18 protein-coding genes are annotated in these 19968 nt (G+C 71.0%); 6 read left to right on the top strand and 12 right to left on the bottom strand.

Annotation, left to right across the window (positions count from 1 at the left end):
- Positions 1-6: 6 nt before the first annotated feature.
- Positions 7-1629, top strand: a complete 1623-nt coding sequence (locus DVA86_RS25270) for an FGGY-family carbohydrate kinase (protein ID WP_208881704.1) — start codon at positions 7-9, stop codon at positions 1627-1629.
- A gap of 161 nt (positions 1630-1790) precedes the next feature.
- On the opposite strand, the gene DVA86_RS25265 is transcribed toward DVA86_RS25270, so the two are convergent.
- From DVA86_RS25265 to DVA86_RS25250, 4 genes are read right to left on the bottom strand one after another with little or no spacing between them, the layout of a single operon-like run.
- Positions 1791-2591, bottom strand: a complete 801-nt coding sequence (locus DVA86_RS25265) for a hypothetical protein (protein WP_208881702.1) — start codon at positions 2589-2591, stop codon at positions 1791-1793.
- A gap of 6 nt (positions 2592-2597) precedes the next feature.
- Positions 2598-3455 (bottom strand): radical SAM/SPASM domain-containing protein, encoded by an 858-nt coding sequence (locus DVA86_RS25260; protein WP_208881700.1) that lies wholly within the window; start codon positions 3453-3455, stop codon positions 2598-2600.
- A gap of 56 nt (positions 3456-3511) precedes the next feature.
- Complete coding sequence (locus DVA86_RS25255; protein ID WP_208881699.1) at positions 3512-3727, bottom strand: hypothetical protein; 216 nt, start codon at positions 3725-3727, stop codon at positions 3512-3514.
- Positions 3727-3966 (bottom strand): hypothetical protein, encoded by a 240-nt coding sequence (locus tag DVA86_RS25250; protein WP_208881698.1) that lies wholly within the window; start codon positions 3964-3966, stop codon positions 3727-3729. Before DVA86_RS25250 ends, DVA86_RS25255 begins: the two co-directional genes overlap by 1 nt.
- Positions 3967-4177: 211 nt before the next feature.
- Between DVA86_RS25250 and DVA86_RS25245 the strand changes: the two genes are divergently transcribed.
- The 4 genes from DVA86_RS25245 to pyk all read left to right on the top strand — a co-directional run bounded on the left by DVA86_RS25245 (position 4178) and on the right by pyk (position 8828).
- Positions 4178-5290, top strand: a complete 1113-nt coding sequence (locus DVA86_RS25245; protein ID WP_245997110.1) for a helix-turn-helix domain-containing protein — start codon at positions 4178-4180, stop codon at positions 5288-5290.
- A 21-nt stretch (positions 5291-5311) separates the two neighbouring features.
- Positions 5312-5887: an HD domain-containing protein gene (locus DVA86_RS25240; RefSeq protein ID WP_208881695.1), complete on the top strand. Its 576-nt coding sequence runs from the start codon at positions 5312-5314 to the stop codon at positions 5885-5887.
- Positions 5888-6114: 227 nt separating this feature from the next.
- Positions 6115-7332 (top strand): acetate kinase, encoded by a 1218-nt coding sequence (locus tag DVA86_RS25235; protein ID WP_208881693.1) that lies wholly within the window; start codon positions 6115-6117, stop codon positions 7330-7332.
- 71 nt (positions 7333-7403) lie between these two features.
- Entirely contained in the window at positions 7404-8828 is a 1425-nt protein-coding gene (gene pyk / locus DVA86_RS25230; protein WP_208881692.1) for a pyruvate kinase, read from the top strand.
- Positions 8829-8943: 115 nt separating this feature from the next.
- Here pyk and DVA86_RS25225 read toward each other — a convergent pair whose 3' ends face one another.
- The 4 genes from DVA86_RS25225 to DVA86_RS25210 all read right to left on the bottom strand — a co-directional run bounded on the left by DVA86_RS25225 (position 8944) and on the right by DVA86_RS25210 (position 13155).
- Entirely contained in the window at positions 8944-10317 is a 1374-nt protein-coding gene (locus tag DVA86_RS25225; protein ID WP_208881690.1) for a hypothetical protein, read from the bottom strand.
- A complete protein-coding gene (locus tag DVA86_RS25220; RefSeq protein WP_208881689.1) occupies positions 10307-10876 on the bottom strand; it encodes a DUF6114 domain-containing protein in 570 nt (189 codons plus the stop codon). Before DVA86_RS25220 ends, DVA86_RS25225 begins: the two co-directional genes overlap by 11 nt.
- Positions 10877-10974: 98 nt before the next feature.
- Positions 10975-11589, bottom strand: a complete 615-nt coding sequence (locus DVA86_RS25215) for a DUF6230 family protein (RefSeq protein WP_208881688.1) — start codon at positions 11587-11589, stop codon at positions 10975-10977.
- Positions 11590-12174: 585 nt separating this feature from the next.
- Positions 12175-13155 (bottom strand): tetratricopeptide repeat protein, encoded by a 981-nt coding sequence (locus DVA86_RS25210; RefSeq protein WP_208881686.1) that lies wholly within the window; start codon positions 13153-13155, stop codon positions 12175-12177.
- A gap of 251 nt (positions 13156-13406) precedes the next feature.
- On the opposite strand from DVA86_RS25210, the gene DVA86_RS25205 reads away from it, so the two are divergent.
- Positions 13407-13997 (top strand): TetR/AcrR family transcriptional regulator, encoded by a 591-nt coding sequence (locus tag DVA86_RS25205; protein WP_208881685.1) that lies wholly within the window; start codon positions 13407-13409, stop codon positions 13995-13997.
- 52 nt (positions 13998-14049) lie between these two features.
- Here the strand turns inward: DVA86_RS25205 and icmA are convergent, their stop codons facing one another.
- The 4 genes from icmA to DVA86_RS25185 form a co-directional block, all read right to left on the bottom strand.
- On the bottom strand, positions 14050-15750 hold the full coding sequence (gene icmA, locus DVA86_RS25200; RefSeq protein ID WP_208881684.1) for a coenzyme B12-dependent isobutyryl-CoA mutase large subunit: 1701 nt from the start codon (positions 15748-15750) through the stop codon (positions 14050-14052).
- 137 nt (positions 15751-15887) lie between these two features.
- Positions 15888-16910, bottom strand: coding sequence for a LacI family DNA-binding transcriptional regulator (locus DVA86_RS25195; RefSeq protein WP_208881683.1), 1023 nt, complete (start codon positions 16908-16910; stop codon positions 15888-15890).
- Between the two features lie 93 nt (positions 16911-17003).
- A complete protein-coding gene (locus DVA86_RS25190; RefSeq protein WP_245997107.1) occupies positions 17004-17987 on the bottom strand; it encodes an ROK family protein in 984 nt (327 codons plus the stop codon).
- Positions 17984-19696 (bottom strand): class I mannose-6-phosphate isomerase, encoded by a 1713-nt coding sequence (locus DVA86_RS25185; protein WP_208881681.1) that lies wholly within the window; start codon positions 19694-19696, stop codon positions 17984-17986. The genes DVA86_RS25190 and DVA86_RS25185 overlap by 4 nt, the downstream gene beginning before the upstream one ends.
- Positions 19697-19968 lie beyond the last annotated feature (272 nt).

Raw genomic sequence — 19968 nt, 5'->3', positions numbered from 1 at the left:
TGCGTCATGCCTGAACGTGAAGCGCTGGTGCTGGGCATCGACATCGGCACGTCCAGCTCCAAGGGCGTACTCGTGCGTGCCGTGGACGGTGAGGTCGTCGCCACCGCCGTCCGCGAGCACCGTACGGACACGCCGCGGCCCGGCTGGGTCGAGCACGACGCGGAGGAGGTGTGGTGGGCCGACTTCCGGGCGCTGGCCGGGGAGTTGCTGGGTGCCGGTCCTGATGCCGCTGCCGGTTCCGGTTCCGGTTCCGACTCCGGTGAGGGCGATGACAGGAGGGGAGCCCTCGCCGGAGTCTGCGTCAGCGGCATCGGCCCGTGCCTGCTGCCCACCGACCGCGACGGCACGCCGCTGCGGCGCGCGATCCTGTACGGCGTGGACACCCGCGCGTCCGACCAGATCGTCGCGCAGGCCGCCCGTTACGGCGGGATGCGCGTGCTGGAGCGCTGCGGTTCGCCGCTCACCAGCCAGGCCGTCGGCCCCAAGCTGGCGTGGCTGCGGGAGCGCGAGCCGGAGACGTACGAGCGGACGCGGCGCTGGTTCATGGCCAGCTCGTGGCTCGTGCACCGGCTCACCGGCGCGTACGTCCTGGACCACCACTCCGCCAGCCAGTGCACGCCGCTGTACGACCTCGACGAGGAGGAGTGGATCGAGGACTGGCGCGAGGAGATCGCGCCGGGGCTGGAGTGGCCCGAACTGGTCTGGCCGTCCGACTCCGTCGGCGAGGTCACGGCCGCCGCGTCCGAGGCGACCGGCATCCCGGCGGGCACACCCGTGATGGCCGGAACGGTCGACGCCTGGGCCGAGTCGACGGCGGTCGGCGCGACGAACGTGGGCGACCTGATGCTCATGTACGGCACGACGATGTTCCTCGTGAACGTCGTCGACGAGCCCGTACCGGACGGCCGCCTCTGGTCGACGGCGGGCGCCTTCGAGGACACGTACTGCCTCGCGGGCGGCATGGCCACCTCCGGTGCGGTGACCGGCTGGCTCCGCGACCTGACGGGCGCCGACTACGCCACGCTGACGGCGGAGGCCGCCGAACTCCCGCCGGGTGCCGAGGGCCTGCTGATGCTGCCGTACTTCGCGGGCGAACGTACGCCGGTCTTCGACGCGGACGCCCGCGGGGTGGTGGCGGGGCTCACGCTCCGGCACGGCCGCGCGCACCTCTACCGCGCGGCGCTGGAGGCCACGGCCTTCGGCGTACGGCACAACCTCACCACGATGAGCGAGGCGGGCGGCGACCTGCGGCGGCTGATCGCGGTGGGCGGCGGCGCACGGGAGTTGTGGACGCAGATCGTCTCGGACGTGACGGGCCGCGAGCAGAACATCCCGCGGCACACGATCGGCGCGGCGTACGGCGACGCGTTCCTGGCGGCACTCGGCGCGGGGCTCGCCCGGCGCGAGGACATCGAGGTGTGGAACCCGACGGAGTCGGTGGTCACCCCGGACCCGGAGCACGGCAAGACGTACGACGAGCTGTACCGGCACTACCTGGCGCTGTACCCGGCGACGCTGGAGGTGACCCACGCCCTGGCGGCCCGCCAGCACGCGGACGCGGGCGGGCCGGACGCCGGTTCCGATTCGGGGCCCGGTTCCGATTCCGACCCCGGGAGCGAGCCGGGCTGAGACCTGTGGTCCCGGACCCTCCCGGCCACCCCATGGTCCGGGACCACAGCCCACCCCCCATACGGGCGTGTACGCGTGCCCCGTCCGTACCGGCGCGTCGGCGCCGTCGCGTGCCTACACCCCCCTCGTAAGCGCGCGGCGGCGCCGTACACCGTGCGCCGTCAAACCCCCGTGACACCACGGTGGTCGGCCCACTCCTGCCCGGCCGCAGCCATCACCGCCAGCCACTCGGCGTCCGGCCTCCGGGCCGCGAAGTCCCGGTACATCCGTACCGTTGCCGCCGCGAACGCATCGACCGCGCGCCGCTCCGCGTGCCGCCACGCCGCACACCATGCCGCCCACGACTCCGCGGACGCGGCATCGTGCCCGGCCGCCACGAGCTGTACGACCAGGCACGCCGGGTCGATGAAACCCGCGCCGCGGGTGGGCCATGACCAGTCGACGGCCCACGTCTCCCGTTCCCCGATCAGGAGATTGCCGGGGTTGATGTCGGTGTAGAGCAGCGCATCGCCCTGGAAGAGCGCGGCTTCCTCGGCGTCCCGGGCGAACGGGTCCCACCGGGTCTCCAGCCACTCCCGAACCACGTCCGGCGGGCTCAGCCGACCGATGCGCTCCAGGACGCCGACGACCGCGGGCAGATCGGCCGAACCCCACGTGAAGTCCGATGGCCGTCCTTCGACCACGTTGAAACCGAGCGCCAGCCACTGCTCGTCCTCCGCGTTCCAGCGCAGAGCCGGAGAGACGGCGCGTACGGACGGGTTGACGAGCCGTTCCCGGATCAGCGAATCGCGTCGGCCCCCGGGCCGGTTGCGGATCGCCTTCACGAAGAAGGGTCCTCGTTCGCACTCGACCACGGCGGTGACATCCGAGCTGTGCCCCGCCGAGGTGTGCCGGACGTCGGTCACATCCCCGGTGTGCGGGCGGATGAGAGCCCAGAACGCTGAGGGAACGGCCTCGTTCATGATCCTTCAGTTCCTCGGGTTGCACGAGCTGCCGGGGAATCCCGGAGTGCATTCCTGATCGGGCCCGCAAGCACCGCCCTTGGCCGTACTGCGAATCCGCGCGTTCGCCTCGGCCATGGAGACGCCGCCGAGGATATCGGCCAACGAGCCGTCACGGATGTTCCCGACGCCCATCCAGTCGGAGAAGACGCACGGGGCGACCGTGCCGTCCGGGCCGACCACGGCCCGGCCGGTGCCGCACCGGCCGCAGAGACCGGACGTTGCCGGAGCACGCCCGTCCGCGCCGCGTCCGAACGGCCGGACGCGGTCGACGCTGATCATCGTCACGCCCAGCGCCTGGAGTTCCTGCTGTGCTTCGCCGATGCGCTGCGTTTCGTCAGAGGCGATGATCCCGGCACGCAGCGGGATGCCGAGTCGCACCGCGTGCTCGATGTTCGCGCGGGTCCGGTGGTGGCTGCGGCGGCCGGTGACCGCGTCGTGTTCTGCGGCCTGGTCCGAGTAGTACGACGTCGCGAGCGAGATGCCTTCGCGCCGTAAGAGGGTCCACCATTCCGGTGTGACGTGTACGAGGTTGCTGAACACCTCCACCTGGAGTCCGAGGGCCAGGGCATACCCGACCAGTTCGCGGGCGTGGGGGTGCATGGTCGGTTCCCCGCCGATGAACTGGACTCCGCGCACGCCGCAGTCGGCGGCCTGGTCCAGGACGCAGATCCAGTCCTCGCGGGCCATGGTGCCGTGCCTGCCGTCGGGACCCGACGCGTTGTAGCAGTGCCGACAACCGAGTTGGCATTTCCGGGTCAGATCCAGCCACAGAAACCGGGGCGCGGTCCGTTCAGTCGGCGACGCTTTCGTGAGCCTGGTCATTGTTGTTCCCCTCTCGCTGTGTGCCTGCGCCTGTGCAGGCGTGATGTCCGCTGAGCTCACCTGGTCGTACGTCTCGGCAGCACGGTGCCGTCTCCGGCGATGCCTGCTGCTCGCCGCTCGGCCTCCATCGCGAGCCGCACCTCATCCGGAGGGCACTCCCACTCCCGCCCGCCGCGCGGAGGACGCAGCAGCACGTACGGGCCGTCGGTGGCCATGAGGCGGCCGAGCTTGTCCAACCGCCGGTCGATCAGCCACGTTCCTTCCCGGTACATCAGCTCTGCTCAGTGCTGCGCCGGCGCCCTACCACCTCGGTCAACTTCCGTGCGGTGGCCAGATCGACGGCGCCGAGGCTGAGGAGAGCGGCACCCCCGTCGTCGGACGCGCTCCAGGTCGAGTGGTGCAGTTGCAGGGAGGGCAGCGTGATGCCTGCCTGGGCCAGCGCTTCACGAAGGCCGTGCAGGACGACCTCGGCGTTCTGGATGCGTTCTGTTCCGATGTGGTCAGTGGCCATGGGCGTGCTTCCTCTGGAGGGACGTCGTCGGGATGCGGCCACAGCACAGGCGCACACGTTGTCACTGTGTGCGCCTAGACTTGTTCACTCTGTAGCCGCTCCCATGAACGTACGGTGAGCGGCCCGGTGGAAAAACTGACCCACAGTACGGGTTGCGCAGAGTCCCATAGCGGCGGAACTGAGGACAGGACTGCACAGGAGGCACCCCTCTATGCACAGAACACTGACTGGGGGCGGGAGTTCGCGCCGACCCGTACGTGAGGGGGTGGTTACGGGGCACCTTTTCAAGATCACGCGCGAGCGGGCCGGACTGACTCAGCGCGGTCTCGCGGAGGCGACGGGCGTGGACGTGACGACCGTGCAGGGCTGGGAGTCCGGGCGCCGACCGCTTGCTGCCGTGCCGTCGGCTCATTTCCGGTCGGTACGGCGTCACTTGCTCCGCTGCGGGGCGGATCCGGCACTGCTGGTGTTGTTCGATGTGGCGATGGATGCCGACGCTGTCCTGAGCCACGCCCTGCATCACAGGGACTCGTCAGCGGACTTCCGGGCGCACCCGTTGGCGGGCTGGGTGTTCAACCGGACCTCAACACACATGATCGCTTGGGCGCTCGACGGCGCCGCGCCCGCCGCCGTACCCACCGCACCCACTGGGATGCCCCGCAGGCGCGGGCCGGTACCTGATGGCCCTCTGCTCGCCGAGCCTGAACGCCGGGCCGTCTTCGCGCACTTGCGCCGTTACGCCGAGATCGCAGACCGTGCGGGCGAGGACGGTGCTCTGCTGCGCCGGCAGGCGGTGTACCTGTGCGGCTACGACGCGGCGCCGGACACTCACGCCTGGCTGGCCCGTATGCGCGCCGGAACGCGGGTGAGGAACGGCCCGGCAGCCTGGGTGGATACGCGGTCGGTGGCCACTTCCCTGACGCGGTACGGCGAGTACGACGAACTGCGCAGGTTCATCGAGTGCGGCCTGTCCGGCGAACGGGGCGAGCGGGCGAACCTGAACTACTGGGCCCACTGGCTGGGACTGGACGTGCTGCCACGGGCGAGTGATGCGTTCATGGGCGACCGGTCGCTGTGGGACGGTGGCGCGCTGTTGCGCAGTCTGGCCGACCGGCTGCGTCCGGAGTTGGGGTGTGTGGAGCTGAACGTCCATTCCGTGTGGGCGTTGCTGGCCGCACGCCCCGGCCTGCTGGCCACGGACCCCGCTCTCGCCTCCGAGCTCAAGGGGCGCGTGGTGACATTGTTGGACGGCGGTGCGGTTTCCGCACGGTCGCGGCGCGAGTTGGAGACCCTGCATTACGGTCTGAAGCTCAACACGCCGTGATCCACCGGAGGGACAGACCGCATGTCTGACGATCAGCGTGCCAGCGGGACCGCGGGCTATCTGATGGAGATGGGCGCGCTCAAGCGAGGGAAGCGCACGGGCTGGTGGATCGTGGGCGTCAAGGATCCGGAGACGATCGCCGAGCACAGTTTTCGGACGGCGCTGATCGGAGCGGTGCTGGCGATGATGGAAGGAGCGGACCCCGCGCGCGTCGCGCTTCTGTGCACCTTCCACGACACGCAGGAAACGCGGGTCGGAGACATCCCCTGGGTCGGGCGGCGGTACCTCACCGCGGCGAAGAACGAGGACGTCACCCGGGATCAGCTCGCCGACGCGCATCCGGCTGTGGCCGCAGGCATTCAGGCCGTTGTCGACGAGTACGAGACCGGGGACTCCCTCGAGGTTCTGGTCGCGCACGACGCCGACAAGCTGGAGTGCGTGATCCAAGGGCTGGAGTACCTCGAGCAGGGCTACCGCAACGCGCGGGAATGGGTCGACACCACACGGTCCCGGCTCAAGACCCCGTCGGCGATGGCGCTTGCGGACGCGGCGGAGACGATGTCGTCGCTCGACTGGCAGCGGACGTACCTGCGGTAGGACGTACCTGCGGTAGGACGTACCTGCGGTAGGACGTACCTGCGGTAGGACGTACTTGCGGTAGGCGGCGTGGGGGCGGGTGAGCGACCGCCGCCCGACGGAGCGGTCAGGCGGCGGGGCACAGTGCCGCGGGGGCGGCCGGGGTCGCGTCGCGGGTCACCGTTGCGGGTACGGGGCGGGCGGGGCCCCCAACCCCCACCGGCAACGGCACCGGCGCCCCCACCCGGGTGCTGGTGCTCAACTCCGGCTCGTCGTCGGTGAAGTACCAGCTGCTGGACATGGCGGACGGCGCCCGGCTGGCGACCGGGCTGGTGGAACGGATCGGGGAGCGCACCTCCCGGCTGACGCACACCCCCCTGAACGGCGGCGGTGACGGCGGCAGCGGCAGCGGCGGAGAGACCCGTACGCACGACGCGCCCGTCCCCGACCACGACGCCGCCCTGAAGGCCGCCGCCGACGAGCTGGCCGCGGACGGCATGGGCCTGGACTCGCCCGAACTGGCCGCCATGGGCCACCGGGTGGTGCACGGCGGCAGGCGGTTCACCGAGCCGACACTGATCGACGACGACGTGCTGAAGGAGATCGAACGGCTCGTGCCGGTCGCCCCGCTGCACAACCCGGCGAACCTGCGGGGCATCCGTACGGCGCTGGCCCTCAACCCGCGGCTCCCCCAGGTCGCCGTGTTCGACACCGCGTTCCACACCACCATCCCGGAGTACGCCGCCCGGTACGCGATCGACGTACGGACGGCGGACGAGCACCGCGTCCGCCGCTACGGCTTCCACGGCACCTCGCACGCGTACGTCTCGCGGCGGACCGCCGAGCTGCTCGGCCGTGACCCGTCCGAGGTGAACGTCATCGTGCTGCACCTGGGCAACGGCGCGTCCGCGTCGGCCGTACGCGGCGGGGTGTGCGTGGAGACGTCGATGGGGCTGACTCCGCTTGAGGGCCTGGTGATGGGAACCCGTTCCGGTGACACGGACCCGGCGGTGATCTTCCACCTGGCCCGGGTCGCCGGGATGTCGGTCGACGAGATCGACACCCTGCTGAACAAGAAGAGCGGGCTCGTCGGCCTCTGCGGCGACAACGACATGCGGGAGATCCGGCGCCGGGTCGACGCGGGCGACGAGACGGCGTCGCTCGCGTTCGACATCTACGTGCACCGGCTGCGGAAGTACATCGGCGCCTACTACGCGGTGCTCGGCCGCGTGGACGCGGTGGCCTTCACGGCCGGCGTGGGCGAGAACTCGGCGCCCGTACGGGAGGCCGCCACGGCCGGGCTCGAAGGGCTGGGTCTCGCCGTGGACCCGGCGCGGAACGAGGAGCGCGCCGCCGTGCCCCGGCTGGTCTCCCCGGAGGACGCCCGGGTCGCGGTGGCGGTGGTGCCCACGGACGAGGAGCTTGAGATCGCACGGCAGACATACGCACTGGTCAAACACGTGTGACCGGGCTCAGTACGTGAGCCGGCTCACCCCCGATACGTTTCGCTCCTGAACAAAGTGAAAGGATGCCGCCCATGCGCCGTTCCAAAATCGTCTGCACCCTGGGCCCCGCGGTCGACTCCTTCGAGCAGCTGAAGACGCTGATCGACGCCGGCATGAACGTGGCCCGTTTCAACATGAGCCACGGGACCCACCCCGAGCACGAGGAGCGGTACCACCGGCTCCGCAAGGCCGCCGAGGACACCGGCCGCGCGGTCGGGGTGCTCGCCGACCTGCAAGGGCCCAAGATCCGCCTGGAGACCTTCGCCGAGGGCCCCGTGGAGCTGGTGCGCGGTGAGGAGTTCACCATCACCACGGAGGACGTCGCGGGCGACAAGTCCGTGTGCGGCACCACGTACAAGGGCCTGCCGGGCGACGTCGCCAAGGGCGACCCGGTCCTGATCAACGACGGCAACGTCGCGCTCCAGGTCATCGAGGTCGACGGGCCGCGCGTGCGCTGCATCGTGATCGAGGGCGGCGTGATCTCCGACCACAAGGGCATCAACCTGCCCGGCGCGGCCGTGAACGTGCCGGCGCTGTCCGAGAAGGACGTCGAGGACCTGGAGTTCGCGCTGCGGATGGGCGCCGACATGGTCGCGCTGTCCTTCGTACGGAACGCCTCGGACGTACGGGACGTGCACCGCGTGATGGACCGGGTCGGACGCCGCGTCCCGGTGATCGCGAAGGTGGAGAAGCCGCAGGCCGTGCAGAACATGGAGGAGGTCGTCCTCGCGTTCGACGGCGTGATGGTGGCACGCGGCGACCTGGCGGTGGAGTATCCGCTGGAGAAGGTCCCGATGGTGCAGAAGCGGCTGATCGAGCTGTGCCGCCGGAACGCGAAGCCGGTGATCGTGGCGACCCAGATGATGGAGTCGATGATCACCAACTCGCGGCCCACGCGCGCCGAGGCGTCCGACGTCGCGAACGCGATCCTGGACGGCACGGACGCGGTGATGCTGTCCGCGGAGTCGTCGGTCGGGCAGTACCCGATCGAGACGGTCAAGACGATGTCGAAGATCGTCGAGGCCGCCGAGGAGGAGCTGCTGAGCCGCGGCCTGCAGCCGCTGGTGCAGGGCAGGAAGCCGCGTACGCAGGGCGGTTCGGTGGCCCGCGCCGCCTGCGAGATGGCGGACTTCCTGGACGCGAAGACGCTGATCGCGTTCACCAAGTCCGGCGACACGGCCCGCCGCCTCTGCCGCTACCGCGCCGTCCAGCCGATCCTGGCCTTCACGACGGACACCCCGACGCGCAATCAGCTGTCGCTGAGCTGGGGCGTCGAGACGTACGTCGTGCCGCACGTGAACACGACGGACGAGATGGTCGACCTGGTCGACGGGGAGCTGCTGAAGCTGAAGCGGTACGACGCGGGCGACACGATGATCATCACCGCCGGCTCCCCGCCCGGAGTGCCCGGCACCACGAACATGGTCCGGGTGCACCACCTGGGCGGCGAGGCCTAGGGCCGCGCCGTACGTACGCGCCGCGCGTTGTGCGTACGCCCCGCACACGCCGGACGGGCTGGAGAGTGTTCTCCAGCCCGTCCGCTGCGCCGCGCCGCGTTCCGTTGCGTCGCGGCTAGCGCGTGATGCTCTGGTGCAGTCCGGGCACCGTGAGGGTGCCGCCGAACTGGCCCGCCTGTGTGACCTTCACCTTCGTGAAGAACACCTCGGGCAGGTTGACCGGCGGCGGGTGCTCCGGATCGAAGACGATCGGGATCAGCCCGAACAGGTTCCCCTGCAACCGCTCGGTGTACATGGTGACCTGGCCGTCGCGGATGGTGGACGTGGAGCCCTTGGCCGCCTGTACGTGGTACTTCGCGCCGTCCTGGCCCTCGACGATCTGGTGCAGGTCGCCGATGTCGAGGCTGGACGCCGTGAACTTCAGCGCCTGCTTGGACTCGCCGTTCGCCATCTTGACGTTGACGACGCCCTTGTAGTCGAGGCCGTGCAGGGCGAGTGAGGAAGCCTCCAGGTACCAGGGCTGGTTCGGGAGGGTGGCGGGGGTCTCCTGGTCGCTGCCGGCGACCTTCTTCTCCTCCACGCACGGGAACGGCTTCTTCCCGTCCTCGTCCTCGCCCGCCTTGTCCTTGGCGTCCTCGCCGTCCTTCTCGTCCTTGCCGGACTTGTCCCCGGTCTCGGACGGGGACGGCTTCGGCAGCTTGTCCTTCGCGTCCTCGGCACCCTTCCGCAGGCCGTCGGTGGCGTCCTCGACACCCTTCTCGACCTTGTCCGCGGTGTCCTCGACCGGGTTGCGGCTCTCGTCCCCGGCGGAGGGCGACGGCTCGGCGGCGGGCTTGTCCGCCTCCTCGCGCTCCTCCTCGGCCTCTTCCTGCTCGGCCTTCTCGCCGGGAGTGAGAACGTCCTTGATCTTGTCGCCCAGCCCCAGCGGGTCGAGCGGGTTCTTCGGCTCGGACTCCGAGGGCTCGGGCTCGGGGCTGTCGGCACCGCCGTCCCCGGACGAGCCGGAGTCCGTGCCGGAGTCGGAACCGGAATCCGAACCGGAGCCGGACTCGCCGTCGGAGGACCCGGATGTCCCGGAGGGATCCGGCTTCTTCGCCTCCGCCTTCTCCCTGGCTTCCTCGGCCGCCTTCTCGCGCTTGGCCTTCGCCTTGGCGGCGGCCTCGGCCTTCTCCTTGGCCTCCTTGGCCGCCTTCTCGGCCTTGGCCTTCTCCTCGGCCTTCTCCGCTTCCTCTTCCTTGTCCGGCGCGGACACGCAAGGCCCGTCCTTGAAGGGGTTCTTGGGCTGCGGTTTCGCGCTGGCCAACTGGGGCGTGAGCCCCATGCCCATCAGCACGGCGGACGGCATCGCCGCCATGGCTATCGCCTTGCCGGCCGGGACGTGCAGCCGGGTCAGCAGCGGTTTGCGGGGAGCGGCATGCCGCGGGCCGCCTCTCTCACGGCCGGCGTCCGTCGAGGCGGTCGCGTCCTCCCGCATCTCGTCACCCGGCACCGTGCCTCCCGTTCGCGTGGTTCGCGTCGGCTCCGGTCGGCGATGCCGAAGCGGAAGCCGTTCCAGTGACTGACAAGTCGTCCGTGTCCCGCTCGGACGCGGAGGCGTCCGAGGGTGACGCCGTATCGTCCGTGTCGTCCTTCCGGTCGCGCTCCCGTACGGGTTCGCCGGGCGCCCAGGAGACACCGAGCGCACCACCGATCAGCCCCAGCAGGAAGCCGATCAGAAAGGCACCGAAGTTCGAGACGACAAGCGAGACCAGGGCCAGCAGAATCGCCGCGACACCGGCGAACACCCGGGAGTGGGGCTGGTACCACATGGTCAGCCCGAGTACGACCAGCAGCACGCCGATGATCAGCGAACCCGCGCCCGCGGTGGTCGACATCCGGATGGTCAGCGAGCCCAGAGTGAGATTCTGGTACGGGATGTACATGATCGGCAGACCGGCGAGGAGTGTCAGCATCCCGCCCCAGAACGGACGCTGTCCTCGCCACACCCGGAAATTCGCGCGCATCCGGTCCAGCCGGTCGGTCGGCCGCTCTCGCGTGTCGGCGCTCATACGTACAGCTCCTCGGGGACTGGCACAAAGCTTGCTTGTGGAGCGGCCGTACGGGCGCGGGGAAGGGGGGTGCCCCCGCGCCCGTACGGATCAGTGCCTCAGTAGCACTCGTGGGCGCCCTTCTTGACGGCCATCTTGAGTCCACTGAGCTTGAATGTTCCGGCCGTTGTGGCCCATGCGCGCTGCTTGACATCGGTGAAGACGACGCTCTCCGCCTGCTGGGCGAAGGAGCCCGGCAGGTACTTGTCGCCCTTCTGCGGGCCGGGGCCCTTGGTGGTGTCATCGACGGAGACGCCGATGTCGATGTTCTTGAACGTCGCGTTCGTCGACAGGTCGTCCGCGTCGATGTACAGCTTCTTCGCCTCGACGGGGGTGCTTCCGGCACCCGCGCTGAGCTTCATCGACACGTCACCGAAGACGGGGACGGGTATGACGACCGACTGGCAAAGATTCTTGATCGATGCCTCGTTCATACCGACGACCGTGACGGGCTTGTCGCCCTTCTTGGTGCTGTCGATCGCGCCGTACTGAGCGAACCCGGTGCCTTCGAGCCGGTCAGCGGTCACCTTGAACTGCTGACCCGACACACTGAACGAAGCCGCCAGCGCGCCCTGGGACAGGGCTACTCCGATGGCGGCAGTAGCGGCAACGCTGGGCACCATGACAACGGCGAACCGCTTCCATCTGGTCCCGCCACGAGCCAGGGACTCCATGACTTTCCTCCTTCTCGGACGTACATCTCCGGCACGAGCTGCGGACCCATACCTGGGATGGGAGAAGTGCTACGTCCTCGGGAAGGAGCGCCGTCATCTGGAGCGTACTTCTACGTGCGTTCCGAGCTGTCGGCGATCACCCCCGAGCGACAACCACTGGCCACGCTCTCGCGCAACCCTGCATGGCGGACAGGCTCCGCCGGGCGGCAGAGACCCCCCTGCCCGCGGACCGGCCAAGGTGCCACCGGTCCACTCGGTGGGGACCCATCGCCCTTGGGTGCCCGACTGGTTGGCGGGCCGGGAAATGGACCGAGCCTGGCCGATCGTGGTGCATCTGACGCTGACGCACAAGGGGTTCATTACTTGCGAGTAACGCTTGGATAACCGGGAAACCTCCGGATGATGTCGGCCGGACACTCAGGGTCGCCGAGAAACATCGCGGGACAAGTGGATTATTCGGACATGTCCGGGTGGTTTTCCGCCTCGTTTTTACTACGAGTAACAGCGGCTGCGATTGCCAAGTTTTGGCAAAAGCAGCCGCTGATGTCGCTAAATCAATGAGTGGCGTGGGCCGTTGCGCACGACTCAGAAGAGGACGCGCGCCAGCGCGCTACGCGCAGTCACCACACGCGGGTCGTCCGCCCCGATCACCTCGAAGAGTTCGAGGAGCCGCAGCCGCGCCCGCTCCCGGTCGTCGCCCGCGGTCCGCTTGACGGTCTCCACGATCCGGCCGAACGCGTCCTCGACATGCCCGCCGACCAGATCGAGGTCCGCGGCCTTCAACTGCACGTCCACCGCGGTCGGCTGGTCCGCCGCCTCCTTGCGGACCTGCTGGGCGTCGAGGTCCTGGACCCGGGCGAGCAGCTCGGCCTGCGCGAGCCCGAGCCTGGCCTCGGTGTTGCCCGGCTCGTCGGCGAGGACGTTCTTGTACGCCTGGACCGCGCCGTTCAGATCGCCCGCGTCGAGCGCGCTGTGCGCGGCGGCGAGCGCCGGGTCCTCCGGGGGCTCGGGCGCCGCCGGCGCCTCCTCGCCCTCCGCCTCCGCGCCCTCGGCGTCGCCTTCCGGCACGCCCTGCAGGCCCGTGATCCCGAAGCGCTGCTCCGAGACCTGGATCAACTGGTCGAGTGTCTCCCGGATCTGCTGTTCGGGGGCGGCTCCCTGGAACAGCGGCAGCGCCTGGCCGGCGACCACCGCGAAGACCGCGGGGATGCCCTGCACACCGAACTGCTGGAAGAGCATCTGGTTGTGGTCGACATCGATCTTGGCGAGCAGGAAGCGTCCGGCGTACTCCTGCGCCAGCCGCTCCAGGACGGGCCCGAGCTGCTTGCACGGCTCACACCACTCGGCCCAGAAGTCGATCACGACGGGGACCTCGGCGGACCGCTGGAGCACCTCCGCCTCGAAGCTCGCCTCGTCGACGTTGATCACCAGGCCGGACGGTGCGGCACTGTCGCCGCGCTCGGCCGCGTCGGCCCGCACCTGCTCCGCCTTCTGCTTGGCCTCTCCGGCCGCCTTCACCGCGGCGAGGTCGACCACTCCGCTCATGGACATATTGCGTGGCTGCATGAGACCAGTCTCCCCCTTTCGCGCGGTGTTCGTTACCGGGTCCCCACCCGGTGTGTGGCTGTCGCGCCGATCATCGTTCCGCTACGACTTGTAGCGTAACAGCCCCGCCTCCAGCCCGTCCGGCGGCCGGGAAGGCCCCCGCCGCGGCGAAAGTGCGCCGGGGCGCTGCGTGATGGCCCACTGGCAGACCGTGTCCGCCGCGGACCCTCCTCAAACGCGGGAGCGGATACGGGGGTCGGTAGGGTGCCGCCATGGCCCGACCACGCAGCGCCGCCGCGGACCGCGCGATACTCGACGCGACCCGTGCCGCGCTCGTCGAACTGGGCTGGTCCAAGCTGACGATGGGCGATGTCGCGGCCCGCGCCGGTGTGGCGAAGACCACGCTCTACCGCCGCTGGACGGGCAAGAGCACGCTCGTCGTGGAGGCGGTGGCGGCGCTCTTCGACGAGCTCGAACTCCCCGACCGCGGCAGCCTCCAGGCCGATGTGAGCGGCGTCGTCCGGTCCTTCGCCGCGCTGCTGGAGCGGCCCGAGACGGCCACCGCGCTGATGGCGCTGGTCGCCGAGTCCACCCGCGACCCGGTGCTGCGGGACCGCATCCGTACGGCGATCGTGGACCGGCAGAAGCGGCTCGTGCTGGAGGGGCGCGCACGCGCGCAGGCCCGCGGGGAGCTGCCCGCGGACGAGGACCCGGCGGCGGCCGCGCGGCAGGCGGACCTGATCTTCGACGTGATCGCGGGCGCCGTCGTGCACCGGGTGCTCGTGAGCGCCGAACCGGTGGACGACGCCTGGGTGTCCGCCTTCACGGGCCTGCTGGTGTCCGGGCTCGGCTCACTCGCCTGAGCCCGGACGGACGAAGCACCGGCCCGCCGGAAGCAGCGGGGCCGGCGCGCGCTCAGAAGCCGGGCGGCTCCGTGTAGACGCCCCACTCGTCGCGGAGCACGCCGCAGATCTCGCCCAGCGTGGCCTCCGCCCGCACCGCGTCGAGCATCGGCTCGATCATGTTCGCGTCCGTACGGGCGGCCGCGAGCATCGCGTCCAGTGCGGCCCGTACGGCGGCGTCGTCGCGGGCGGCCTTGCGCTCGCCGAGGATGCGGACCTGGTCGCGCTCCACCTCGTGGCTGACCCGCAGGATCTCCAGGTCGCCGGTGACGGAGCCGGTGTGGCAGTTGACGCCGACGACCCGCTTGTCGTCCTTCTCCAGCGCCCGCTGGTACTGGAAGGCCGCCTCGGCGATCTCACCGGTGAACCAGCCGTCCTCGATGCCGCGCAGGATGCCCGACGTCATCGGCCCGATGGGGTGCTGCCCGTCCGGCACCGCGCGCCGGCCGCGCTCCTTGATCTGCTCGAAGATCTTCTCGGCGTCGGCCTCGATACGGTCGGTCAACTGCTCCACGTACCACGAACCGCCCAGCGGGTCCGCGACGTTGGTGATGCCCGTCTCCTCCATCAGCACCTGCTGCGTGCGCAGCGCGATCTCGGCGGCCTGCTCGCTGGGGAGCGCGAGTGTCTCGTCGAGGGCGTTGGTGTGCAGGGAGTTGGTGCCGCCGAGGACCGCGGAGAGCGCCTCGACGGCCGTACGGACCACGTTGTTGTACGGCTGCTGCGCCGTGAGCGAGACGCCGGCCGTCTGGGTGTGGAAGCGGAGCCACTGCGCCTTCTCGGACTCCGCGCCGTACACGTCGCGCATCCAGCGGGCCCAGATCCGGCGCGCCGCGCGGAACTTGGCGATCTCCTCGAAGAAGTCGAGGTGCGCGTCGAAGAAGAAGGACAGGCCGGGCGCGAACGTGTTGACGTCGAGCCCGCGGGACAGCCCCAGCTCGACGTACCCGAAGCCGTCCGCGAGCGTGTACGCCAGCTCCTGCGCGGCCGTCGAGCCGGCCTCGCGGATGTGGTACCCGGAGACGGACAGCGGCTTGTACGCCGGGATGCCGCGCGCGCAGTGCTCCATCAGGTCGCCGATCAGCCGCAGGTGCGGCTCCGGCTGGAACAGCCACTCCTTCTGCGCGATGTACTCCTTGAAGATGTCCGTCTGGAGCGTGCCGTTCAGCACGCCCGGGTCGACGCCCTGCCGCTCCGCCGCCACCAGGTACATGCAGAAGATCGGGACGGCGGGCCCGGAGATCGTCATGGAGGTCGTGACGTCGCCCAGCGGGATGTCCCGGAACAGGACCTCCATGTCGGCCGCCGAGTCGATCGCGACACCGCAGTGCCCGACCTCGCCGAGCGACTTCGGCTCGTCCGAGTCGCGCCCCATCAGGGTGGGCATGTCGAACGCGACGGAGAGCCCGCCGCCGCCCGCCTCGAGGATCATCTTGTACCGCTCGTTCGTCTGCTCGGCGTTGCCGAAGCCCGCGAACTGGCGGATGGTCCAGGTGCGTCCGCGGTACCCGGTGGCGTGCAGACCGCGCGTGTACGGGAACTCGCCGGGCCAGCCGATCCGTTCGAACCCCTCGTACGTGTCCCCCGGCCGCGGGCCGTACACCGGGTCGACCGGGTCGCCGGACAGCGTGGTGAAATCCGCGTCGCGGGTGCGCGCGGCGTCGTAGCGCGCCTGCCAGCGCAGCCGGCCTTGCTCGATGGCCTCAGCATCCATGCGGTTCTTCGCCTCTCCGCGAGCGCGCGGCCCCACGGGGTCTCCGCGGGCGGCTGCGGTCGGTTAATTACTAGGACGTCCTACTAATTGTCTGCCCGAACCCTGCCCGGCGCAAGTGATGCCGTACGAGGCTCGCGTCACGCCGGAGCGCCGCCGTAGCGGATGACATGCGTGGGCACCACCGTGCGGCGGGCGGGCAGCGGTGCCTCGGAACGGTCGTTGATGCGGTCGATCAGCATCTGGGCGGCGCGGCGCCCTATCTCGTCGGCGTCGTACGACACGATCGTCAGCGGCAGCCCGAGCACCTCCGCGAGATCGAAGTCGTCGAAGCCGGCGAGCGCGACCGGCCGCCCGAGCGTGCGCACGGCCCTGATCGCGCCCTTGGTGAGGCGGTTGTTGGTGCAGAACAGCGCGGTCGGCGGCTCCGGATCCGCCAGCAGCGCGGTCGCGGCGCGCTCGGCGGTGCCCACGTCGGCGAGGCCGCGGCGGATGTGGCGCTCGTCGGGTTCGACGCCGGCCGCCTCGTGGGCGGACCAGTAGCCGCGGAAGCGTTCGGCGCCGGTGTAGAGGGCGGGCGGGTTGCCCAGGAAGCCGATCTTCCGGTGGCCGTCGGCGAGAAGCTGCCGGGTGGCCTCCTCCGCGCCGCCGAAGTCGTCGACGAGGACGCAGTCCGCGTCCATTCCGGCGGGCGGCCGGGAGGCGAGCACGACGGGCATGCCGCGCAGGGCGCTCGGGGTCAGATGGCGGTGGTTGCTGCCGGCGGGAACGACGATCATGCCGTCCATCTGCCGGGACGCGAAGTCCGCCACGGCGCTGCGCTCCCGCTCGTACTCCTCCGCGGTGTTGCTGAGCACGACGCGCAGACCGTGCTCGGACGCCACCTCCTGCACGCCGAGGGCGAGGCGCGAGTAGAAGGGGTTGGCGAGGTTGGTGACGATCAGCACGATCATTCCGCTGCTGCCGAGCCGCAGCCGGCGGGCGGTCTCGTTGCGCCGGTAGCCGAGGGCGTCGACGGCACGCAGGACGCGTTCCCGTGACGCCTCGCTGACCCGGGCGTCGTCCTTGAGCACGCGCGAGACGGTCATGGCGCTGACCCCGGCACGGGCGGCGACGTCGCGCATGGTCGGTGCGCCGGCGTCGCTCGCTCGACGCTCTGTCATGGCCTGGCCTTCCTTCGTACCGTCAGACACCGTGCTCCGTGCGGTCGTACGGCAGCGGGTGTGCCGCCGGCGGGACACCCGGGCGGCGACATTCTAGGCGGGCCGGGCGGGCGGGGCGGGGCCGCCGGTCTGCCGCAGCACCCAGTGCGCCGCGCCGATCAGCGGCGCGTCGGCGGGCCGCGCCGCCGTACGCAGGTCCACCGCCTCCATGGTGCGCCCGTCCTCCCGCGCGCCGGCGTCCAGCCCGGCCCGCAGGGCGGGGGCGAGGAGGTCCCAGGAGGCCGCCATGGAACCCCCGACGACCAGCACGCCCGGCCGGAACGCGGCGCACCAGGGCGCCAGCGCCCGGCCCAGCGCGGAGAGGCAGGCCGTGAGCGCCGCCCGCGCGTGCGGGTCGCCGCGGCGGGCGAGCGCCGCGATGTCGCTGACGTCGGGTCCCTCGCCGGGGGCCGCGGTGTCCGCGCCGCCCGCACCGCCCGCACCGCCCGCACCGCCCGCCGTACGGGCGTAACGTGCGCGGATCGCGCGGCGCGAGACAACTTCCTCCAGCGGCAGCCCGCCGACGTTGATCCGGTGGACCCTGCCCTCGGGCGGCACCGAGGGCCCCTCGGTCACCGGCCGCCCGCCCCGCAGGAACGAGGAGCCGACGCCCGTACCGAGCGTGAGGCACAGCGCCCGCTCGTGGCCCGCGGCGGCACCCGCGTGGTACTCGCCGACGGCGAAGGCGTCCGCGTCGTTCAGGAAGCTGACGTTCCGCGGGCGCGGCAGCAGCCGTTCCCGCAGTCCCGCCCCGACGTCCACGCCGTGCAGCGACTCGAACTTGCCGATGCCCCGGAACCTGCCGACGCCGCTCCCGTAGTCGAACGGTCCCGGGATCGCGACGCCCCAGTGCGCGCCCTCCGGCACCTCGATGCGCCGCGCCGGAGCGGCGAGTGCGTCGAGGATCTCCCCGGCCCCCGCGTCGGCGGGCACCGGGCGGCGTACGACGCTGCCTTCGACCGGCCGGCCGTTGTCCGTGTCGACCAGGGCCGCGGTCACGTGCGTGCCGCCGATCTCCAGCACCGGCACCCGCGTCACGCCGGCCTCACCAGCGCCTTGACGACCTGTGCGGGACGCGTCCCGGCGGGGTGCAGCCGGTACGCGCCCACGGCCGCCGGAACGGTGAGGGTCTCGGCGAACGCGAGGTCGTGGCGCCGGCCGTCGGCGGTCTCCACCACGACGCCGTCACCGGCGGTCACGTTGAGGACGTGGAAACGCCCGTCGGTGTCGTCCTCGGCGGGCCCGGTGCCGTCGAGGACGAAGCGGTGGACGGCGTAGAACATGTCGGGCAGCTCGCCGAGCAGCTCCTCGCGCCAGCCCTCGCCGGAGCGCACCGTACGCGGCCGCTGGACCAGGTCCCGTACCACGTCCCCGCCGCGCCGCGCGGTGTCCAGATTGGCGAACGCGTGGCGGTGCGAGAGCGGCCGGGGCACGCCGGACGTGGAGCGGCGCAGCCAGTCGTAGAGGCGCAGGGAGTAGAGGTACGGCGTGGCGCTGATCTCCAGTACGAGATTGCCCTCGCCGGAGGCGTGCGGGACCCCGGCCGGGATCATGAACAGCTGCCCCGGCTCGGCGGAATGCGTCTGCACGTGGTCCTCGACGCGCAGCGGCGTGCCGTGCGCGGCGGACTCCTCGACTTCCTTGCGCAGGACGTCCACCTCGGCGCTCTCGCGCAGCCCGAGGTAGACGCGGGCGCCGGGTTCGCTCGCGGTGAGGTAGTAGGTCTCGTGCTGGGTGTACGTCCAGCCGAAGACGTCCCGCATGTACCGCTCCTGTGGGTGGCAGTGCACGGAGAGGCTGCCGCCGCCGACAGTGTCGAGGTAGTCGAAGCGGATCGGGAAGGAGGTGCCGTACCGGCGGTGCACGTCCGGGCCGAGGAACCGCTCGGGGTGCAGGACGCACAGCAGCTGGAACGGCAGCTCGACCTGGGCGCCGGCGTCCCGGCCGACGAGTATCCCGGACTCGGGGGCGATCAGCTCGTAGCCGAGGGCGGTGTTCCCGCCGTCGGGCGCGAAGCCGAGCTCCCGTTCGGCCCAGTGGCCGCCCCACGGGGTGGAGTTGAAGTACGGGCGGGTGCGCACCGGGCCGCCGGCGAGGCGGTCGAGGGTGGCACGGAGGGCGGCGCCGTCGAGGGACGCGGGGGCGTCCCGGTCCTGGAGGTCGACCCAGCGGTCGATACGGGGGGCGAGCGCGTCGCGGTGGCGGTCGGTGACGGGCCAGTCGGTGTAGAAGAGGCTGCGCAGCTCGCCGGGCACGCCGGGACGGCCGAGGTTGGCGCCGACCGGCAGCGTGCCCCGGGCCACGGCCCTCTCGGCGTACCGCTTCGGCAGGTCGGCCCACCACAGCAGGTCGGGTGAGCACAGGGAGCTGCCGGGGCCGTAGACGAGCAGGACGCCGTCGGCGGGGCGGTCCACCGTGAGCGGGCCGTCGAAGAGGTCGGCCACGGAGAACTCGGCGAGCGGCAGGAAGAACGCGTCGGCGTCCGCGTCGGGCACGCAGAGCCGTTCCACGGCGGCGGCGGACCAGCGGTCCCGCGCGTCGAGCAGCGCCACCTCGACGGAGCGTGCGCGCAGCGCCGCGGCGAGGCCCTCCGCGGCCGCGTTCCAGTCCAGGGCCGCGGGCCCGTCGAGGGCGAGCACGGCCGGGCCGGCCGGCAGGCCGGCGACAGCGGCCTCCCAGCCGCGGACCACGGCACCGTCGGTGGCGGCGTAGCGGGGGCTCAGGTCGTACGGGCGGGCGCGGTGCACGGGCACTCCTGGATACGGGGGGAGACGACCGAACCAATGGTACCGATAACACGAGACTCCAACAAGGCTACGATCCCAGCACCCACAGTATCTGTGCAGCTAGAGCAGCTCTCGTGTGGAGATGTCGACGCGAAGCCTTGTGCGCCAACGATGGTGTCGTTAACATCCTGGCAATCCGAACCGCCGAATCCGTGCGGTACGGCGAGATCTCCGAGGGAGGACCGGTCCCTCGTCCCCCACCACACGCCAGAGCAAGGGATCCCTGCCGGGGA

It is taken from the genome of Streptomyces armeniacus, assembly GCF_003355155.1.
GTDB classification, from domain to species: Bacteria; Actinomycetota; Actinomycetes; order Streptomycetales; family Streptomycetaceae; genus Streptomyces; species Streptomyces armeniacus.
Note: the sequence above shows the minus strand (reverse complement) of the source record. Positions and strands in the feature narration are given on the sequence as shown.